Source organism: Spirosoma knui (assembly GCF_054780635.1).
In genome coordinates this window covers 41,353-57,376 of the sequence record NZ_BAAGVY010000019.1, presented here as the reverse complement: position 1 = coordinate 57,376, position 16,024 = coordinate 41,353, and the positions used below count along the sequence as shown (strand labels likewise).

Annotated in this window: 10 protein-coding genes; 1 reads left to right on the top strand and 9 read right to left on the bottom strand. The window is 52.4% G+C overall.

What is annotated here, in order from left to right; translation table 11 throughout:
- Positions 1 to 4 precede the first annotated feature (4 nt).
- The 9 genes from ACYVIY_RS26760 to ACYVIY_RS26720 form a co-directional block, all read right to left on the bottom strand.
- Entirely contained in the window at positions 5 to 1,219 is a 1,215-nt protein-coding gene (locus ACYVIY_RS26760) for a glycoside hydrolase family 76 protein (protein ID WP_460979653.1), read from the bottom strand.
- Between the two features lie 51 nt (positions 1,220 to 1,270).
- Entirely contained in the window at positions 1,271 to 3,631 is a 2,361-nt protein-coding gene (locus tag ACYVIY_RS26755) for a GH92 family glycosyl hydrolase (protein WP_460979652.1), read from the bottom strand.
- 33 nt (positions 3,632 to 3,664) lie between these two features.
- The gene (locus tag ACYVIY_RS26750; RefSeq protein ID WP_460979651.1) at positions 3,665 to 4,879 is read right to left on the bottom strand and encodes a glycoside hydrolase family 76 protein; all 1,215 of its coding nucleotides are present in this window, start codon (positions 4,877 to 4,879) and stop codon (positions 3,665 to 3,667) included.
- A 95-nt stretch (positions 4,880 to 4,974) separates the two neighbouring features.
- Positions 4,975 to 6,093 carry a SusE domain-containing protein gene (locus ACYVIY_RS26745; protein WP_460979650.1) on the bottom strand — a complete coding sequence of 373 codons (1,119 nt, stop codon included), beginning with the start codon at positions 6,091 to 6,093 and terminating at the stop codon, positions 4,975 to 4,977.
- A 21-nt stretch (positions 6,094 to 6,114) separates the two neighbouring features.
- Entirely contained in the window at positions 6,115 to 7,746 is a 1,632-nt protein-coding gene (locus tag ACYVIY_RS26740; RefSeq protein ID WP_460979648.1) for a RagB/SusD family nutrient uptake outer membrane protein, read from the bottom strand.
- Between the two features lie 20 nt (positions 7,747 to 7,766).
- Complete coding sequence (locus tag ACYVIY_RS26735) at positions 7,767 to 10,904, bottom strand: SusC/RagA family TonB-linked outer membrane protein (protein ID WP_460979647.1); 3,138 nt, start codon at positions 10,902 to 10,904, stop codon at positions 7,767 to 7,769.
- 72 nt (positions 10,905 to 10,976) lie between these two features.
- Positions 10,977 to 12,401 carry a sugar porter family MFS transporter gene (locus tag ACYVIY_RS26730; protein WP_460979646.1) on the bottom strand — a complete coding sequence of 475 codons (1,425 nt, stop codon included), beginning with the start codon at positions 12,399 to 12,401 and terminating at the stop codon, positions 10,977 to 10,979.
- A gap of 186 nt (positions 12,402 to 12,587) precedes the next feature.
- Positions 12,588 to 13,277, bottom strand: a complete 690-nt coding sequence (locus ACYVIY_RS26725; RefSeq protein ID WP_460979680.1) for a GntR family transcriptional regulator — start codon at positions 13,275 to 13,277, stop codon at positions 12,588 to 12,590.
- A 543-nt stretch (positions 13,278 to 13,820) separates the two neighbouring features.
- Complete coding sequence (locus tag ACYVIY_RS26720; protein ID WP_460979644.1) at positions 13,821 to 14,807, bottom strand: helix-turn-helix transcriptional regulator; 987 nt, start codon at positions 14,805 to 14,807, stop codon at positions 13,821 to 13,823.
- Between the two features lie 306 nt (positions 14,808 to 15,113).
- Here ACYVIY_RS26720 and ACYVIY_RS26715 point away from each other — a divergent pair, with 306 nt between their 5' ends.
- Positions 15,114 to 15,998: a c-type cytochrome gene (locus ACYVIY_RS26715; protein WP_460979643.1), complete on the top strand. Its 885-nt coding sequence runs from the start codon at positions 15,114 to 15,116 to the stop codon at positions 15,996 to 15,998.
- Positions 15,999 to 16,024 lie beyond the last annotated feature (26 nt).

Sequence of the window (16,024 nt, the reverse complement as noted above, 5' to 3'; positions counted from 1 at the left end):
ACGCTTATTTTCTCGTTTCTCGTTCGCGTTCCAACAGGCTCAGCCGCGCGTACAACTCGGCGATACAAGCTTCGTCCAGTAACCATTTTGGCTTAGCCAGTTCAGCTGGTTTAGGCGTCCAGCTGTGGGTGACCAGGCCGTATTGATCCCGGGAGTTCTGCCACGCGTAGTCGAGACTTTCTTTGATTTTAGCTACATATTGGTAGTCCCCATTGACTCGATAAAGCGCATCGTAGCCTCTGAAAAGTACTGTAACAAACCACGGCAAGTCAATCTGAATGGCGAGAGGGGCCGGGTGTGGCTGCTTGTTGAAATGCACGAATGCACTCTTCGCCAACTGTTCGGCCTGGGTCAAATACTGCTTGTCGCCGGTAAACTCGTAAAGCAATACGGCCGCTTCGAGCATAGAGCCGGAATTATACGTGTAAAAGACCCTGTTTAGCGCCCCCGTTGTTTTGCGATCATTGGCATACACACCGGTCGAATCGAGCAGGTTCGTGTGCATCCAGTCGTAAAACTTTTTGCCCCACTGTAAGTAGTACGGGTCCTTGGTGCCCTGATAAATCTTTAGCGCCGTGAGCGTAGCCATCCCGTTGGAGCAGGCCGGTTTCTGGTCGCGGTGCCCTTCCAGCCACGTTACGCCACCGCCCAGCTCGTCGCCCCATCCACTCAAAATGAAGGTAAACACTTCCTTCGCCCGTTTCAGATAGAGCGGATTTTTGGTATTCAGGTACGCTTCCATGTAATCAATGCCCACCAGCCCGTTGTCGTCGTAATAGCGATCCGACTTTTCAAACTGAACCGGGAAGGCCTGGTAGCCGACGGGCGAGCGGCTTGAATCGCGGTAGGTTTCGATACCGGCCACCAAGCTGTCCAGGTACAGCCGTTGCACCCTTTGTTCAGAAGGCACTTTCAGCAATACGTTGGTCGCGGAGAACAGGCCGGAAAACGGCCAGAGAAAGCTTACCGCTTTTTCCTTCACACCACCTCCCTGCATGTACGTCAACGTGTCGTTGCGACTGGAGGGGTAATTCTCTGAGAACAAATTATAAGCAGGCACACGGTATCGTTGCCAGACATTGCTGTAAGTTTCTTTGGCCCGATTCAGGTAGACAGCCGACGCTTTAGGCGACTGCCCTACTGCCGTTGGCAAGGCGAACGCCCAGCTGACCAGAGCCACACAGACCAGCTGCTTTATGATTGAGGAAGTCAACGTCATTACTTGTTTCTGTTTAGGTTATGTACGGTCGTAGTGACCGACAGCGTCCAGCTACTGAGCCGAAGGTGGGGGCGTTTGACTACCCCAGTTTGTGTTGGGTTGGTTACCCATTACGAAGGTTAGTTTTCCACCCTTCATCAGTTCATCCCGGTACAACCAGCAATTCGACAAGGCTTTCCCGTTGAAGGTAGCCGATTGCACGTATACGTTTTGAGCTGAATTATTCTTGGCTTCGATCCGTAGCTGCTTCCCGTCGCCCAGCCGGATAGTCGCCTGATCAAAGGCCGGGCTGCCCAACTCAACAATGGGCCTCAGATCGGTAAAGCCTTTGACGTCGAACAGGCCTAGTGCGGCCATGACGTACCACGACCCTAATTGTCCCTGATCCTCATCCTGCCCGTAGCCGTAGCCGTGGATAGGCTCCGTGCCGTAGAACTCGTCGCAGATGGCACGGGTCCATTTCTGGGTGAGCCACGGCTTTCCGGAGAAGTTGAATAGCCAACTGATGTGCAAGTTAGGCTGGTTACCGTGGTTGTAAATCGACTTGATACCGGCAAACGCATCGATCTCCTTGCCGCCCCCGAAGCCGTTTTTCTGCGCGGCCGTGAAGATGCCGTCGAGCCGGTTGTTGAACTCTTCTTTGCCAATGGTATCGATCAGCGCCTGCGGATTCTGCGGGACGAAAAAGGTGTATTGCACAGCGTTACCTTCCTGAAATCCGCGCCATGGTTCGTAGGGGTCAAACTTGTCGATGAACGAACCATCCGCTTTTTTAGGGCGCACCAGTTTTTCCTTCGGTTCGTAGAGGAGCTTCCAGCCATTTGAGAGTTTTAGCAACTGCTGATAATCGATCTGCTTGTTCATGGCTTTCGCCAGTTGTGCGGCAGCAAACGTACTAAAACTGTATTCCAGAGCGTGGGAAGCGGCAAAATGAGAGCCGGTCGAATCGGTTTTATCCTCGTCGAGGTAAGGCACATAGCCCCGCTTGACAAAGGCTTCTACGTCCAGTTTTCCGGAGCCAACGGGCCGATTGCGACCACTCAGCTCGTTAGCCTTGATCGCTTCGTACGCCAGATTCGTATCGTAGTCCCGTATGCCCGCCTGATAAGCTCCAGCAATGGCCAGCCCAACAAAGTTCGTCCCTACGCCCGATACAAAGTTGCTGTTGGCAATGCCATCGCCGAACCAGCCCCGTTCCTTATAAATCGCCAGTTGGGTTTGCACAAAGTCGTTGTACCGCTCCGGATAGGAAAGTGCCCACAACTGGGTCAAATTCCAGTACGCGCCCCAGATGGCATCGGTGTTATAAAAGTTATAGCTGAATTTCCCGTTTTTGTCGCGGGGTAACTGACCGATCGAGCCATCGTGCCGGGGGAAGGAGCCGTTTACGTCGTTGGCTACGCCACGCCCAAGTAAGGCATGAAATAAGCCGGTGTAAAACTTGACCTTGTTAGTTTCATTGCCCTCTACGGCAATCTTGCCCAGTTCGGTCTGCCAGGTTCTCTGCGCCTGTTGTCTCGCTTTTTCGAAGGACAGCCCCGCTGCCTCGGCCTCCAGATTCGCCTTCGCATTGGCAATGGAGGTATACGATAATCCTACTTTCAGCTCAATGGCTTCGTTGTTGCTGGTGGTGTATTCCAGGAATAACCCGGCTCCTTTTCCGGTGGCCGCATTGCTTTTTGCTTGCACGCCCGCATCGGTAAAAGACCCAACCAACCGAGGCTTTTTGCTTACCTCACCCCAGATGTACATGGACACCTGCCCGTTCGGATCGTAGGTTTTTACGTATTTGGGGTAGGTCGTGACAAATCCTTCAAAGTGGGTGTCATCGGTCATGCGCACTTCCGCTTTTCGCACCTCCCCACTTTCGCCCTGCACACTGCCAATGTCTAAGATAACCCGCGACTGATCGTTTTTAGGAAATGTGTACCGGTGAAAACCGACGTGCTTGGTTGCGGTTAGTTCGGCGGTAATCCCGTAATCGTCCAGCAATACCTTGTAGTAACCGGGTTCGGCCACCTGGTTCTTGCGATCAAAGTTGGACCGGTAACCACTGCCGGGTTTGTCCAGCTCGCCGGGTTTTACCTTCAGCTCGCCGGTAGTTGGCATGAAGTTTACCCCGCCTACCTGCCACTCGTGGAAATGGACGAAACCTTCGATGGAGTTATGCCGGGTGTCGTACCCAACCGCTTCCCAACCTTGCTTATTGCCGTAATGGCCGTTGGTAGACGGAGCCAGCTTGGCCATGCCGTGAGGGACGGCCGCTGGCGTATAGAAAAACCACCGGCTGTGGGCCGTTCCAATATTGGGATCAACGTAGCGGAGAACACTTGGCCGCTTTACGGCGCAGGAGGTCAGCAGCGACGTGAGGATAAAGCCACTTAAAAGGCCGGTGTAAGTCAGTTGTTTCATACAGAATTATATTGAATGGGGGCAGTTCATGGGTTACCTATATTTTGATAGTAGCGCCTGAATACGCTGCATCCAGGCCACATCGACACCTTCGATGTTGGCATACCGACCGGCCCCATTCAGAGTGGCAAATTGATAGTACCCATGCGTGCCGGGATCTCTCAGGACCGTGTTGATGGCATCGATGTTTCCCTGCGCGTACCCCAGCCACGACGTGTTTTTGTCTGATTCATACAGCTTAATCATCGCCTGTGAGCCCCAGCCGCACCAGGCCGGGTTGATCCGAAGATCGCTGGTGTTGAAGATATAGACGTTGTGGGTCTTATCCCAGAGCGTCCGGTTCATGGCGTTGCCTAGCGCCTGTGCTTTAACCAGATAGGACGCGTCTTTCATAACTTCTCCGTACAGCAGAAACGCTTCAACCATAATGGCGTTGTCGTAGGTAAATTTCTCGGTGAACCGTTTACCCGCCCGGTCAATCTGCCAGACGAAGAGGCCGGTGCTGCTTTCGTATAACTTGGTTGATAACCACTTGTCCACAGCGGATGCCCACTCCCGATAAACCGACTCCCCCGTAATGGCGTACAAACGTGTGAATAGCTGCATGGCTAAGCCGTTCGATTGGGTCGGTTTCACCGTTTTGGCGGTATTCCACCAAAAGCCGCCGTCGAACGTATTGTCCCAGGTACCGCTCTTGATGAGCCAGTTGGCGCAGGCTTTTGCTTTGTCGAGATAAGCCGCTTTCTGGGCTCCGGTACTGACTTCATAAGCCTCTAGGTAGACGACTCCTGATAGAGCGTTGTCATCGATGTACTTCAGCGTGTCGGAGCCTTTTTCGCTGCCGTCAATACGTACGAAGCCAAAATAACCACCGTTGGGTTTGGCGTCATCCCAGAAGTGACTCATCCAGTTGAAGCTGTCGTTCATGTACGTTGCGTGACTCGTTTCACCCAATTTGACCATGGCGGCATCCGCGTAAATCTGGCTGACATTATACCATTCAAACGCCGACGTTGGATCGGTGGTCGCGTTAACCCGATAGCTCTTGTAAGGCGTCAGTAAATTGGCCAGCACATACTCATGCGTTTTCTTGGCCGCCGTCAGGTAACGCGACACGGTCGGGACGGGCGTAGTCGGCTTTGTCGTGTCGGGCCTGACAACCGGCGATGGTGCCTGCTTATCTTCACAAGCCGTAATGAGCGTAAGGGCTACGACGGCTAAAAGTACACTGAAAAAAAAGCGCTTCATGACTGTAAGAGTAACCCTATGCTACAAGTGGTAATGCCTATAGCATAGGTTATATCGGAATAGATCATCAGTAGGCCCATGAAGCCTGATTAAGCTTACCGTAACACCGTCACCTGGTGCGTGTAGGGCGCATTCGCCCGAAGCAACAGGTCAACTTTAACCTTCTGCCCATCGGCGGCCGGGTCGAACTTGTAGGTATTGTCCCACTGTGAGTTAGAAACCGGTTGAACGTAGTAATACGAGGCCGGTGCTCCGGCGGGGCTGTTGTTATTGACGTTCGAACTGCCCATGTATTCTAAGCCATTGGCCGTTCGGATCACGAATTTATACCGCTCGTCGCGGCCCCAGGAGAACGGGTAAAACTCAACGGGGATGCTGGCGGCTGTCCAGGCACCATTGCCCGCGTAGGTAAGGGTACCGATCTCTTTGTTGTAAGCCGACATAAACAAACCCACCGACTGTATTTCCGTAGCCTGGGCCGTGGCAATGTTGAAATCGTACCGTAGGCGATACGTTTTAGCCGGACCGGTCAAGGTTGTGGGCGTATTGCCTTCCCGGATGGTGTCGCTGGCAACGTAGAATCGTTTTCCGTCGCCAGTCAGCTTATCCGTCAGATAGTAGGTACCCGCCTTTAAGGAGGTGTACCCTTCAAAAACGCCGTCCTCTGTTCTTCTGAGCCGGATGCCTTTGGTTATATCGTCACCGCCTTCGGTTGCGGTACCCGTCAGGTATAAACTGTCGGGTAGTTCGGCAAACCCAGCGGGCCGGGTCATGGTCAGGACGCGGTTGACAGTGCTCACCTGACGATTAAAGGCGACCGATGCCAGGACTGTCCATTTGACGCTTCCCGTGGAAGAAGCCGCTATTCCACCCAGGGCCGCGATTTTCTTCAGGTCGTTATGGCTCAGCGTTAGCTGCGGCTGTACGCCCAGTCCGTCAGAGACCGTCTTGTAAAACGGATTACTGAAATCGCCATCAGTCCTATCAAAGGCCACTTCGTATAATACCCCTTCCGCGGCTTGCGTCGGCTCCCACTTGAACTGCACACTGGCCGGTGTGCTCGGCTCCAGCCTGACACTCGTATTATTTTCGGGCGCCGTCAGCGTACTGACCGGCGTTACCGCAGGGTTCAGTTCCCGAACCGTCTGAGTACAGGAGGTAATTGACAGCATGGCTACTAAAGCCATACCACCATAGGTCAATATATTTTTCATCTGGCGTGCTGATTAGAACGGTTAGTAACCAGGATTTTGAGTCAATGCCTTGTTTAGATTTAGTTCGGAAGCGGGTATCGGCCACAGGTAGTTTTTGGCCGGATCGAACTGACGCCGTTGCGCCCGGATGTAGCCGTTGTCAACCGTTGGATCGCCGAATCGGGCACCGTGTGCGTAGCCGTTGAGGACAACCTCAGCGATCTTCCACCGCCGGATGTCGTCAATCCGCAGTCCCTCCATGGCGAACTCCGCCCGGCGCTCCCGACGGATAATCTGCGTCAGATCGCCACTTGTTGGAAAGCTTAACGCGGCTGCGTCCGTGAAGCCCGCCCGTTGCCGAAGGGGCCGGATGGTTCTATCCCACACGTCCGCATTCATCTGCCCTAAACTTTGCTTCGCTTCCGCGTACATCAGCAGTACCTCAGCGTACCGGATCAGGTGCAGGTTCAACCCCGACGCAAAATTGGCCAGGCCGTTGGGATCGTAATATTTACGCCAGTAATAACCCGTGGGGGATCCCTGCCCGTTGAGAGCGTATTCGTTCAGGGCGGGCCGGACGGGGTCCGAGCCAGGTTTGATGTAGATAGTCTGGGTCGTGCCATTAGCATTTCGCCAAACGTATTGATCGTAGACAACAGTAGCGGTCAGCCTGGGATCACGATTGGCGTACGGGTTAGCTTCCGTATAGCCCGAACCAGCCTCAGTGATCGCTTTGCCGTTGAGCATTACGTATGCATCAACCAGCTCCTGAGTGGGAGCCAGGCTGTTTGTTCTGGCCCCAACAGACCGGGGAGCGAAGTCAAAATACTCCGACCAGGTGCGTAAGCTGGGGACGTATTGCAGCGCCAGAATGGATTCATTACTGTTTTTGTTGACCGTAGGACTACTAAACAAATCGCTGTAACTGGCGGCTAATCCGTACTGTCCGTTGGTAGTCTGATCGTTGATCAACTTTTCGCAGAGCGCCACCACTTCCGCCATCCGGTTGCCTTCGTAGAGTAAAACTCTGGCCTGCAAGGCAATAGCCGCACCTTTCGTAATTCGACCATTGTCGGCGGGGGCATACGCGTCTCTGGAAGGCAGCACGGCCTCGGCCGCCGTCAGTTCGTCCATAACAAATTTCAGGACCGTGGCGCGCGGTGAGCGGGCAATGGTTTTAGCTTCATCCGGCGATATGTCGCGATCAAGAATAGGCACATCACCGTACCATTTCATGAGGTTAAAATGGTGCCAGGCCCGCACGAAACGTACCTCGCCTTTCATTCTGGCCAAGACATCCGCCGGAAGCGTCGTGTTCTGATCGACGTTCGTCAGAAAGATGTTGCAGGACTTGATACCCTGGTAATAAAACGACCAGTCGTTCTGGAATTTTGGTAGCGTCGAGGTGAAGCTACCGCTCGCGATGGCTTCCGGATTACCCACGGCCGACCCCTGAGCGGTGTAGGCATTATCCGACAGCGCTTCGTTGTAGAAGTATAACGCGCTGGTGTACATGCCGCTATAGATGTTGTTCAGCGCATTGTTCACGTTCTCGCTCGCCGTCCAGAAGTTGAGTTCCGTAAAGCGGTCGACCGGGGCTATATCCAAAGGTCCGCACCCGGCGACGGCGAGAAACACCACGCACAGGCTACTTATCTTCTTGATGAAATTCATGAGTATCGATTGTTAAAGGGTTAAAGGCTGAGGTCAAGACCAAACCCGTAAAAAACTGGTAAAGGGTAATTGCGTGCGCTATTTGACGCTGCATTCAAGTTCAGATTGTTGTTGAACTCGGACGTTTCTGGATCAATGAACTTGAGCTGAGAAAGCGTCAATAGATTCTGACCAATCAAAGACACCCGTAAGCGTTGCACGCCGAATTTTTTGGTTACTTCAGCCGGAATCGTGTAGCCAACCTGCACGTTTCTCAACCGGGCGTAAGCACCGTTGTATCGATACACATCCGAGCCGTAGCGCCAGTTGTTCGTGTTTGAGGGCGAGCCAATAGCCGCCAGTCGGGGGTAACGTGAATCGGGATTCGTGGGCGTCCAGAAATCCGTCTGGTGCTCGTACATAGTCGCTCCATAATTGTAGTGGAAAGGCTCAACCTCCTCACCCCGCAACATCACATCGCGCTTACCCACGCCCTGTATAAACAGGTTCAGATCGAACCCTTTTACCGCTAATCGGTAGTTGAAGCCAAACGTGTAGCGGGGGAACGGATTACCCAGGACGATTTTATCACTGTCGTCGATTTTACCGTCCCCGTTGAAGTCCGTAAACTTCAGGTCACCGGGCCCCACATCAACGCCGTCTGGTTTGGGTGAGTTATCGACGTCAGCCTGATTCTGAAAGTAACCGTTTGTCTGATAGCCCCAGTACTGCGTGATGGGCTGGCCTACTTTCCGGATGAAACCAAACGCATCGACATTAGCAATCTGCTGATCCGCGCCATACGTCAGGGCCAGCAGGGTATTCTTGTTGTCGGCCAGATTGACGCTGAAGCTCTGCTTAACGGCTTTCGTGTTCAGGTTATAGGTCGCACTAACCTCCCAACCTTTGTTGCGAACCTTGGCGACGTTGTAATCGGGAAATCCTGCGCCAAACAACAGCGGAATGTCCTGCCGACTGTATAAAATGTCACTGGTTACCTTGTTAAAGTAATCGACCGAAAGGGACAGCTTATTTTGAAGGAAACTAGCATCCGCCCCCACGTTCAGAATTGCCGATTTCTCCCAGGTCAGATCGGGATTCCCCAGATTGAAACCAGCCCCACCCACAACGGTATTATTGAAGCCGTACGAGTTGGCATAGTTGAAAAAGTTCGTCTGGTATTGGTAGGCGTTTACGTTTTGGTTACCCACCAAACCGTACGAAGCCCGAACCTTCAGGTTGTTCACGACGTTCTTTGCCGACTCCAGGAAGGATTCTTCGCTAAGCACCCAGGAGCCAGCCAGCGACGGGAAAAAGCCCCACCGTCTGCCTGAAGCAAACTTAGACGACCCATCCTGCCGGAAGTTCCCTTCCAGGTAATAACGGTCTTTGAACGAATAGTTTACCCGGCCAAAGACGGAGCTGATGCGCGTCTCGTTAGTTCTGGCGTTGCTGTTGTAGGAGGCAACCGGGTCAAGGATCGTTCCGGTAGTGGGCGTGCCCAGCGCCGGATCAGTCAGGGTTTTCTGCAGCTGAAACTCATTGGAACGGTAATATTCGTCGGAAGCCCCCAGCAACACCTTGATGCTATGGTCGCCCAGGCGTTTGGTGTAGTCCGCAAACAACTGCGTATTGAGCAATGAATTCTTGAAGCTGTTGTCATAAACCGTGCGGTCGTTTCCGTACACCCCAGCCGGATAGTTGTTGACCTGTAACCGACGGAAGAAAGCATTGTTGGCGTTCAGCGTTCCCCCAAATATCCCCGTCAGTTTAAGGTCTTTCGTGATGCTGAGTTCCGCGTTCAGGTTACCAAAGAACTGATCGTTGTCGGACTTGTAAGAGCCGCCTTGTTCCAGTACACTTTTTACGTTGTACTGGGAAGCCACCGGATTGGTCAGGTAATTACCGTCCGCGTCCTGGAAACTGTAATTCAGGGGTACCCGATCCGCATCGGCAAAAATGACCCAGTCGGCGTTACTGTGCGACTTGTTGCTTGATTTGACGTAGTTCAGAATCGTATTGACGCGCAATTTACCGATGACGGAGAGCTGATTCAGGCGGATGTTGTATTTCTTGTAGCCGTACGACGGTCCAACAAAATTGCTGCGCTGGTCCTGGAGCCCGGCCGAAATCAGATAGCTGCTGTTGGCTCCCCCGCCCGTGATCGAAACATTGTGCAATTGCTGGGGAGCATTCTGCAAAATAGATTGACGTTCCCAGTCACCATTGCCCTGTGCTCTCAGCGCCTGAATATCGTCCGGCGTGTAGATCGGTGGCAATCCCGAGTTGATCAGCGACAGGTTTTTGTAATACGCGTTGTCCCAGGCGTTGACTTTACGTAACCCGACGTAAGGCACCTGCATACCGTAGCTACCGTTATACGTAATGGAGGCTTTCTGATTCAGCTTTCCGCTTTTCGTCGTGACTAAAAGCACGCCATTGGCCGAGCGAGAGCCGTAAATAGCAGCCGAACCGGCGTCTTTTAAGACAGATACACTCGCAATGTCATTGGGGTTGAGCAGGTTGATGTCCCCGCCGATGATCCCGTCAATAACAATGAGCGGTGTGTTATCGCCCAGCGTGCCCAGACCGCGAATGTTGATATTTACCCCGCTACCCGGATTAAAGTTCGTCTGCTGAATAATCAGGTTCGGCGATTCACCCTGCAACGCCTGTAATACGTTCGTTACGGGTTTGCTTTCAATACTCTGGGATTTGATCTGGTCAACCGCGCCGGTAACCGACAGTTTGCTCTGCTGGCCATAGCCAACCACTACAACCTCGTCGAGCGACTGACCGGCGTCTACCTTAAGCGTAATGTTGATGGTTCGCTCCTGCCCAATGACGACGGTTTGCTTGGTAAAGCCAATGAACGAGAAGGCGAGGCTGCGTCCAACGTAATTATCAGGCACAGACAATCTGTATCGACCATTTTCATCGGTTGTCGTACCAACCGTAGTACCCACCACGCTCACAGTTGTGCCCGGTAAGGGCTTCTGCTGCTCATCGAGTACCTGACCCGTAAGCTCTATGTTGAGCGGATTGGTCAATGAGCTGACCGCTAACGGAGACGCTGAGCCATAGCTGTAGTTCAGCACGAGAAGAAGCAACACGAGAAGCAATCGTGGTCCGACTGACCCAATCGATTGGCCCACTCGATGACGTATTGGAATGTTCATAGAAGTTATGTTGGTTTAGAGAATTCAGTAAATTGTTGGAAGGTATTCATGTAAAAAGGATGTGATTTTTCATTACGAATGAGCTTTTTTTCCTGAGTAGGTGTCTTTCCAATAAGCTTCAATAGCTTCCAGGGAGCGTCCTTTGGTTTCGGGAATCAGTTTCCAGGTTAGCCACAGCGCCGGGGAGCAGCATAACGCAAACAACCAGAATGTCCAGGCAGAGCCTACTCCTTCGAGCAAGGCTGGCGTCAACTGCCCGACCAGGAAGTTGCCAATCCAGAGCGACAGCGTAGCCAACGCCATCGCTTTTCCCCGAATGGCGTTGGGGAATATTTCGCCAACGACAACCCAGCACACAGGACCGAACGAAAACGCGAAGCAGGCGATAAAGGCCAGAATAAAGAGTAGTATCCAGGGGCCGGACGTAATCCCCAGCTGAAAGAGCGCCCCGATGATCAGCAGCGAAAGTACCGCCCCACCCACGCCTACGTACAGCAGTGGTTTGCGGCCCCATTTGTCAACGGTGAAAATGGCGACGAACGTGAAGGCGACATTGACCAGCCCGATGGTAACCTGTCCCCCCAAGGCGCTATTGAGTGTAAAACCAGCCTGCTCCAGGATTCTGGGACCATAGTAGATCACGGCGTTGATGCCGCACACCTGCGACAGGAACGGCAGGAGCAAACCGATCCACAAAGGCCGCCGGTACAGGGGTGTAAACAGTTCGCTCAGATTGCCTTCTCCGTCTTCACCCGGCGCTTTAAAGGCCTCGATCTCTTTTTGTGCGGAAGCCGGTCCATCTATTCGGGTGAGTATGGCCCGTGCTTTCTGCTCTTGACCGCGCAGCAACAACCATCTGGGCGATTCGGGCACAACCAACAGGGCTAGTAGAAATATACCGGCTGGTATGGCGCCTAACCCCAGCATGCCTCGCCACACATGGTCTGAGAAAATGGATCTGACGCTTTCACTTTCGAAAGAATCGCCCGCGTGGTTTGCTAAGTAGGCATTGGAAAAATAAGCCAGTACAATGCCAATAGTCAGGGCTAATTGATACAGCGACACCATGGTGCCCCGAAAGCGGGAAGGCGCAAACTCAGAGATGTAAAGCGGAGAAACCATCGATGCCACCCCTATCCCCAGGCCACCCACCAACCGGAAAGCGATCAACGTAGTAAACGTGACGGAGAACATACACCCAATGGCTGAAGCCAGAAACAATACCGCCGAGAGTATCTGGACCAATTTGCGGCCGTACGTATCACTCAATTTACCCGAGACGCTGACGCCAATGATGCACCCCAGTAAGGCACAGCTCACAAACCAGCCTTCCTGCACCGCGTTCAGATCAAAGTCCCCTTTGACCAGGCCCACCGTACCCGAGATAACGGCGGTGTCAAAACCGAACAGAAAACCGCCAAGTGCTGCTACCAGGCAGACTAAGTACAGGTATGTGTTATTGACCTTGTTTACAGGTTGATTTGGTAAGGTGACCATGCTTATTTAGTTCGAAAAGGGTTTGTGATGTCCACTCATTTTATGAGCGTTTGAAAAGTCATATACAGAACATACCTTTTATTTGTCTATATGTATAGACATGTTTGTAAATACAAAAAAAATGGCTTGGTAATCAAGTAGTTACCTAGCTAGACTTGGGTAATGGATTACTAATAAAGTAGCAGATTACTTACGAGCTATATCAATGGCATAGGTGAAACGATCCGCTCGATAATAGCCCATATTGTATTCAACTGGCCGGTCACCTGGATCACACACAATCCGTTTGCGCAACAGAATTGGGTCACCGGGTTCCGTGTGCAGAATGGTCGCAAGATATTCGTCGGCCAACGTAGCGCTAATCTCTTCCTTGGAAAGAACAACCACAGTATGATGATCCTTTTCCAGCATTTCGTAAAGAGGCTTGGTAAAATCCTCATCGCCCGTAAGTCCAACGCGAGGGTGGAAATACGAGATAAAGTAGACAATGGGTCCTGCGTCCAGCCCTCTCAGGCGCTCCAGCTTCAATACTTTCGAGTCGATGCTAATACCAAACACCTCCGCGGTATCCTGATCGGCAAGCGTCCAACTCGCTTTGATTTCGTAGTTCTGAAAATCAACGCCCTTATCGTGCATTTCGAGCGTAAAGCTCGACCAGTTATTAAGTTTAGTCGTAATTCGATTTTTAGCAACTTTAGTCCCTACGCCCTTCTTGCGAATCAGAAGTTGTTCATGAACAAGCTTGTTGATAGCTTGTCTGACTGTATTCCGCGCAATTCCAAGTCGTTTGGCGAGATCTATTTCATTAGGAAAAAGCTTTCCTTGCTGATACTCTTCACTGTCGATCAACTCCCTCATAATCGTTTCCACTTGCATGTGGAGTGGTATAGGGCTACTGTGATCAATAGTAAATAACTGCATGTTCTTGTCTAAATGTCTATACATATTAGTGTGCAAAGATTGGTAGATTTCTATAAATCCACAAGCTATACTTATAATTTTTTCATAAAAAATTATAAGTATAGCTTGTGGAGATTACGTTTCTGAAATTTTTTAAAGTCAAAAAGGGCTAATGGGAATATCGCTTGTTGGATATCAATTGAACGGACCTCTCCTGGCGGCCATTCAATGCTTACATACGTTCACAAAACCGTCCAATTCCAATCAGGACAAGACATTTAGTGACTGACAATTGCCGTCTTGTCTTCAATCGGGGATCTGCACTGCTTTCGTCTCAATATTCCGGTCTGTTGACCAACCAAGCAGCTATCAACAACAAGCTGGCTAAGACCTGAACTATTTTCGGCAGATGGAGTAGACCTATTTGCAGACTTAGATAAACAACGATGACTATTAGAAAACACCGTTTCTTCATATCAACTTGCGGCTCATCTGTCTACGTCAATCCGTAGCATACGGCTACGCCCGGGCGGATTTGCCTTGCCGATACTGGGAAGGAGTCAGCCCCGTAAAGTTTCGAAAAGCTAGGGAAAAATGATTCGCGTGCTCGTAGCTCAACCGGTCGGCCACCTCATCGACCGACAGGGCGCTGTTGCGCAGCAACTGCCCCGCGTAGTCCATCCGCAGGGTCCGCAGGTAGTGGAAGACGCTCGTACCGAAGAGGTGCCGAAAGCCTTTCTTCACCTTAAATTCATTCAGGCCGCAAAAGCGGCTCAACCCGGCCAGCGAGTGTTCCTCCAGAAAATGAAGGTCTAAATGCGCTTTTAGCTGATTTAATTGATCTACCTCCTGAACGGGCAGGTTGACCCAGGCGCCGACGGGTACCCGAAACTGGTCGATCTGCAGGGCGACCAACTCCAGCACTCGGGATTGGATCAGCAGATTACGCATGGGACCCGCTGCTTTTGACCCCCAGATATCACCGATCAGGCAACGCATCTGGGGGGTGATCGTTGGTACGCCCTGTCCCCCGGAGAAGGGACGCTCGCCGGCTAATGCGGAAAGAACCTGATCGCTCCATGCATCTCCCTGACCCAGCGATGAGCCGAAAAAATCTTTATCCAGATTGATGAGCAGCATCGACAGGGCCTGGTTGCCCCGGAGTTGATTCGTATGCCCACTTTCCGGCGTATGAATCAAATTATGCGATTGAGGGCCCATGAGCAGTTCGTGCTTGATGCCCTTAAAGCGGGAGTGTATCCCCCCCTCCAGCACAAAGTTGATACTGATTCCCGCACAAGGGGTTGGGTCAAATAATGTAAAGTCTTTGGCCGGTTTCCAGTCCATAGCCATCACCTGGAGATGGGGAAAGTTGGTTGCCCGTACCTGAACCTCCCCAGCGTCCGGGTGGTGAAACGCCAGCGGCTCAGCATGAGTGGTCGATGGCGAAGTGGCCAGTAGCTCAGGGCTAAAGATGTCTGTGGCTTGTAAACTAGGAATGGCCATCCGTCAGCATGTGTACCGGTTAGAAGATGAGTTTGGCGATGCTCGCAGGCAACCCCTGTATACAAAACTAGTCGTCCGCTCGCGGGCAGTGATCGGTTTATTCCCAAAACGGTAGACAAGCGGAATCAACTGACCATTTACACGCTTGAAGCAGCCCCCAATCCAGCGCTTGTCAGCCAACCAGTTTGGTTAATCCGCTCTGCGTAGTTTGTTATCCGTTACGGGTAGGCGGCCAGGGGTCATCGCAGCCCAACTTTGTGCCAGCAAACGCAACAAGGGCGATTGCTCCAAACACGCACAACACCAATGAACACGCTACGCAAACTTGGAAAGGGGATTGGACTAGGGCTACTCGCGGTTATCAGTTTGGCCGTATTGGCCTACGCCTATATCCATGTTACCATTGACCAACGTACCCGGCAGCCGTATGCCTTTGCTGCGGAGAAGCTGACGGTACGGGGCGATAGCGCCAGCCTGCAACGGGGCGAACACTTAGCCAGCATCAAAGGCTGCTTTGAGTGCCACGGCACGAACCTGGCTGGTAAAGTCATGGCCCAAGACCTGGCGCTGGGGCGGCTCGTTGCCACCAACCTGACCCGGGGCAAAGGAGGACTACCCACTGAGTACACCACTACCAACTGGCTTACCGCCCTTCGGCATGGGGTAGATCGCAACGGTCGCCCGCTGCTGTTCATGCCCTCCCACGAAACGACGCTACTGGCTGAGCCGGACTTGCAGGCCTTGATTGCGTACTGCCAGCAAGTTCCCCCCGTTGATCAGCAACTCCCGACGAGTGAGCTAGGGCCAGTGGTGAAGATCCTGGCTTATCTGGATCAAATGCCCCTGCTATCGGTCGAGAAGATTGACCATAAAAAGCCCCTAGTAACCCATGTCGACACCACCTTAGGAATTGCTCAGGGTAAATACCTGGCCATTTCCTGCACCGGTTGCCACCAATCTACTCTGAAAGGCGGCGCCCCCGTCGCACCGGGACAGCCTCCCGTTCCGGATATCACCAGCACGGGTGCCCTTGGCCAGTGGACCCAAGCGCAGTTCATTACCACACTCCGCACGGGCAAAACGCCGGGTGGGCACCTGATCGACAACGAAAACATGCCTTGGAAAATGACGGCCCACTACAGTGATAAAGAGTTAGCATCCCTCTACCGGTATTTCCAGTCAATCAAGTAAGTACGAGGTTGTCCCCAATAACAAAC

Bases quoted from the DNA above. Each gene is read 5' to 3' on its own strand.
- ACYVIY_RS26760 (WP_460979653.1), bottom strand. From the start codon at position 1,219: ATGACGTTGACTTCCTCAATCATAAAGCAGCTGGTCTGTGTGGCTCTG.
- ACYVIY_RS26755 (WP_460979652.1), bottom strand. From the start codon at position 3,631: ATGAAACAACTGACTTACACCGGCCTTTTAAGTGGCTTTATCCTCACG.
- ACYVIY_RS26750 (WP_460979651.1), bottom strand. From the start codon at position 4,879: ATGAAGCGCTTTTTTTTCAGTGTACTTTTAGCCGTCGTAGCCCTTACG.
- ACYVIY_RS26745 (WP_460979650.1), bottom strand. From the start codon at position 6,093: ATGAAAAATATATTGACCTATGGTGGTATGGCTTTAGTAGCCATGCTG.
- ACYVIY_RS26740 (WP_460979648.1), bottom strand. From the start codon at position 7,746: ATGAATTTCATCAAGAAGATAAGTAGCCTGTGCGTGGTGTTTCTCGCC.
- ACYVIY_RS26735 (WP_460979647.1), bottom strand. From the start codon at position 10,904: ATGAACATTCCAATACGTCATCGAGTGGGCCAATCGATTGGGTCAGTC.
- ACYVIY_RS26730 (WP_460979646.1), bottom strand. From the start codon at position 12,401: ATGGTCACCTTACCAAATCAACCTGTAAACAAGGTCAATAACACATAC.
- ACYVIY_RS26725 (WP_460979680.1), bottom strand. From the start codon at position 13,277: ATGCAAGTGGAAACGATTATGAGGGAGTTGATCGACAGTGAAGAGTAT.
- ACYVIY_RS26720 (WP_460979644.1), bottom strand. From the start codon at position 14,807: ATGGCCATTCCTAGTTTACAAGCCACAGACATCTTTAGCCCTGAGCTA.
- ACYVIY_RS26715 (WP_460979643.1), top strand. From the start codon at position 15,114: ATGAACACGCTACGCAAACTTGGAAAGGGGATTGGACTAGGGCTACTC.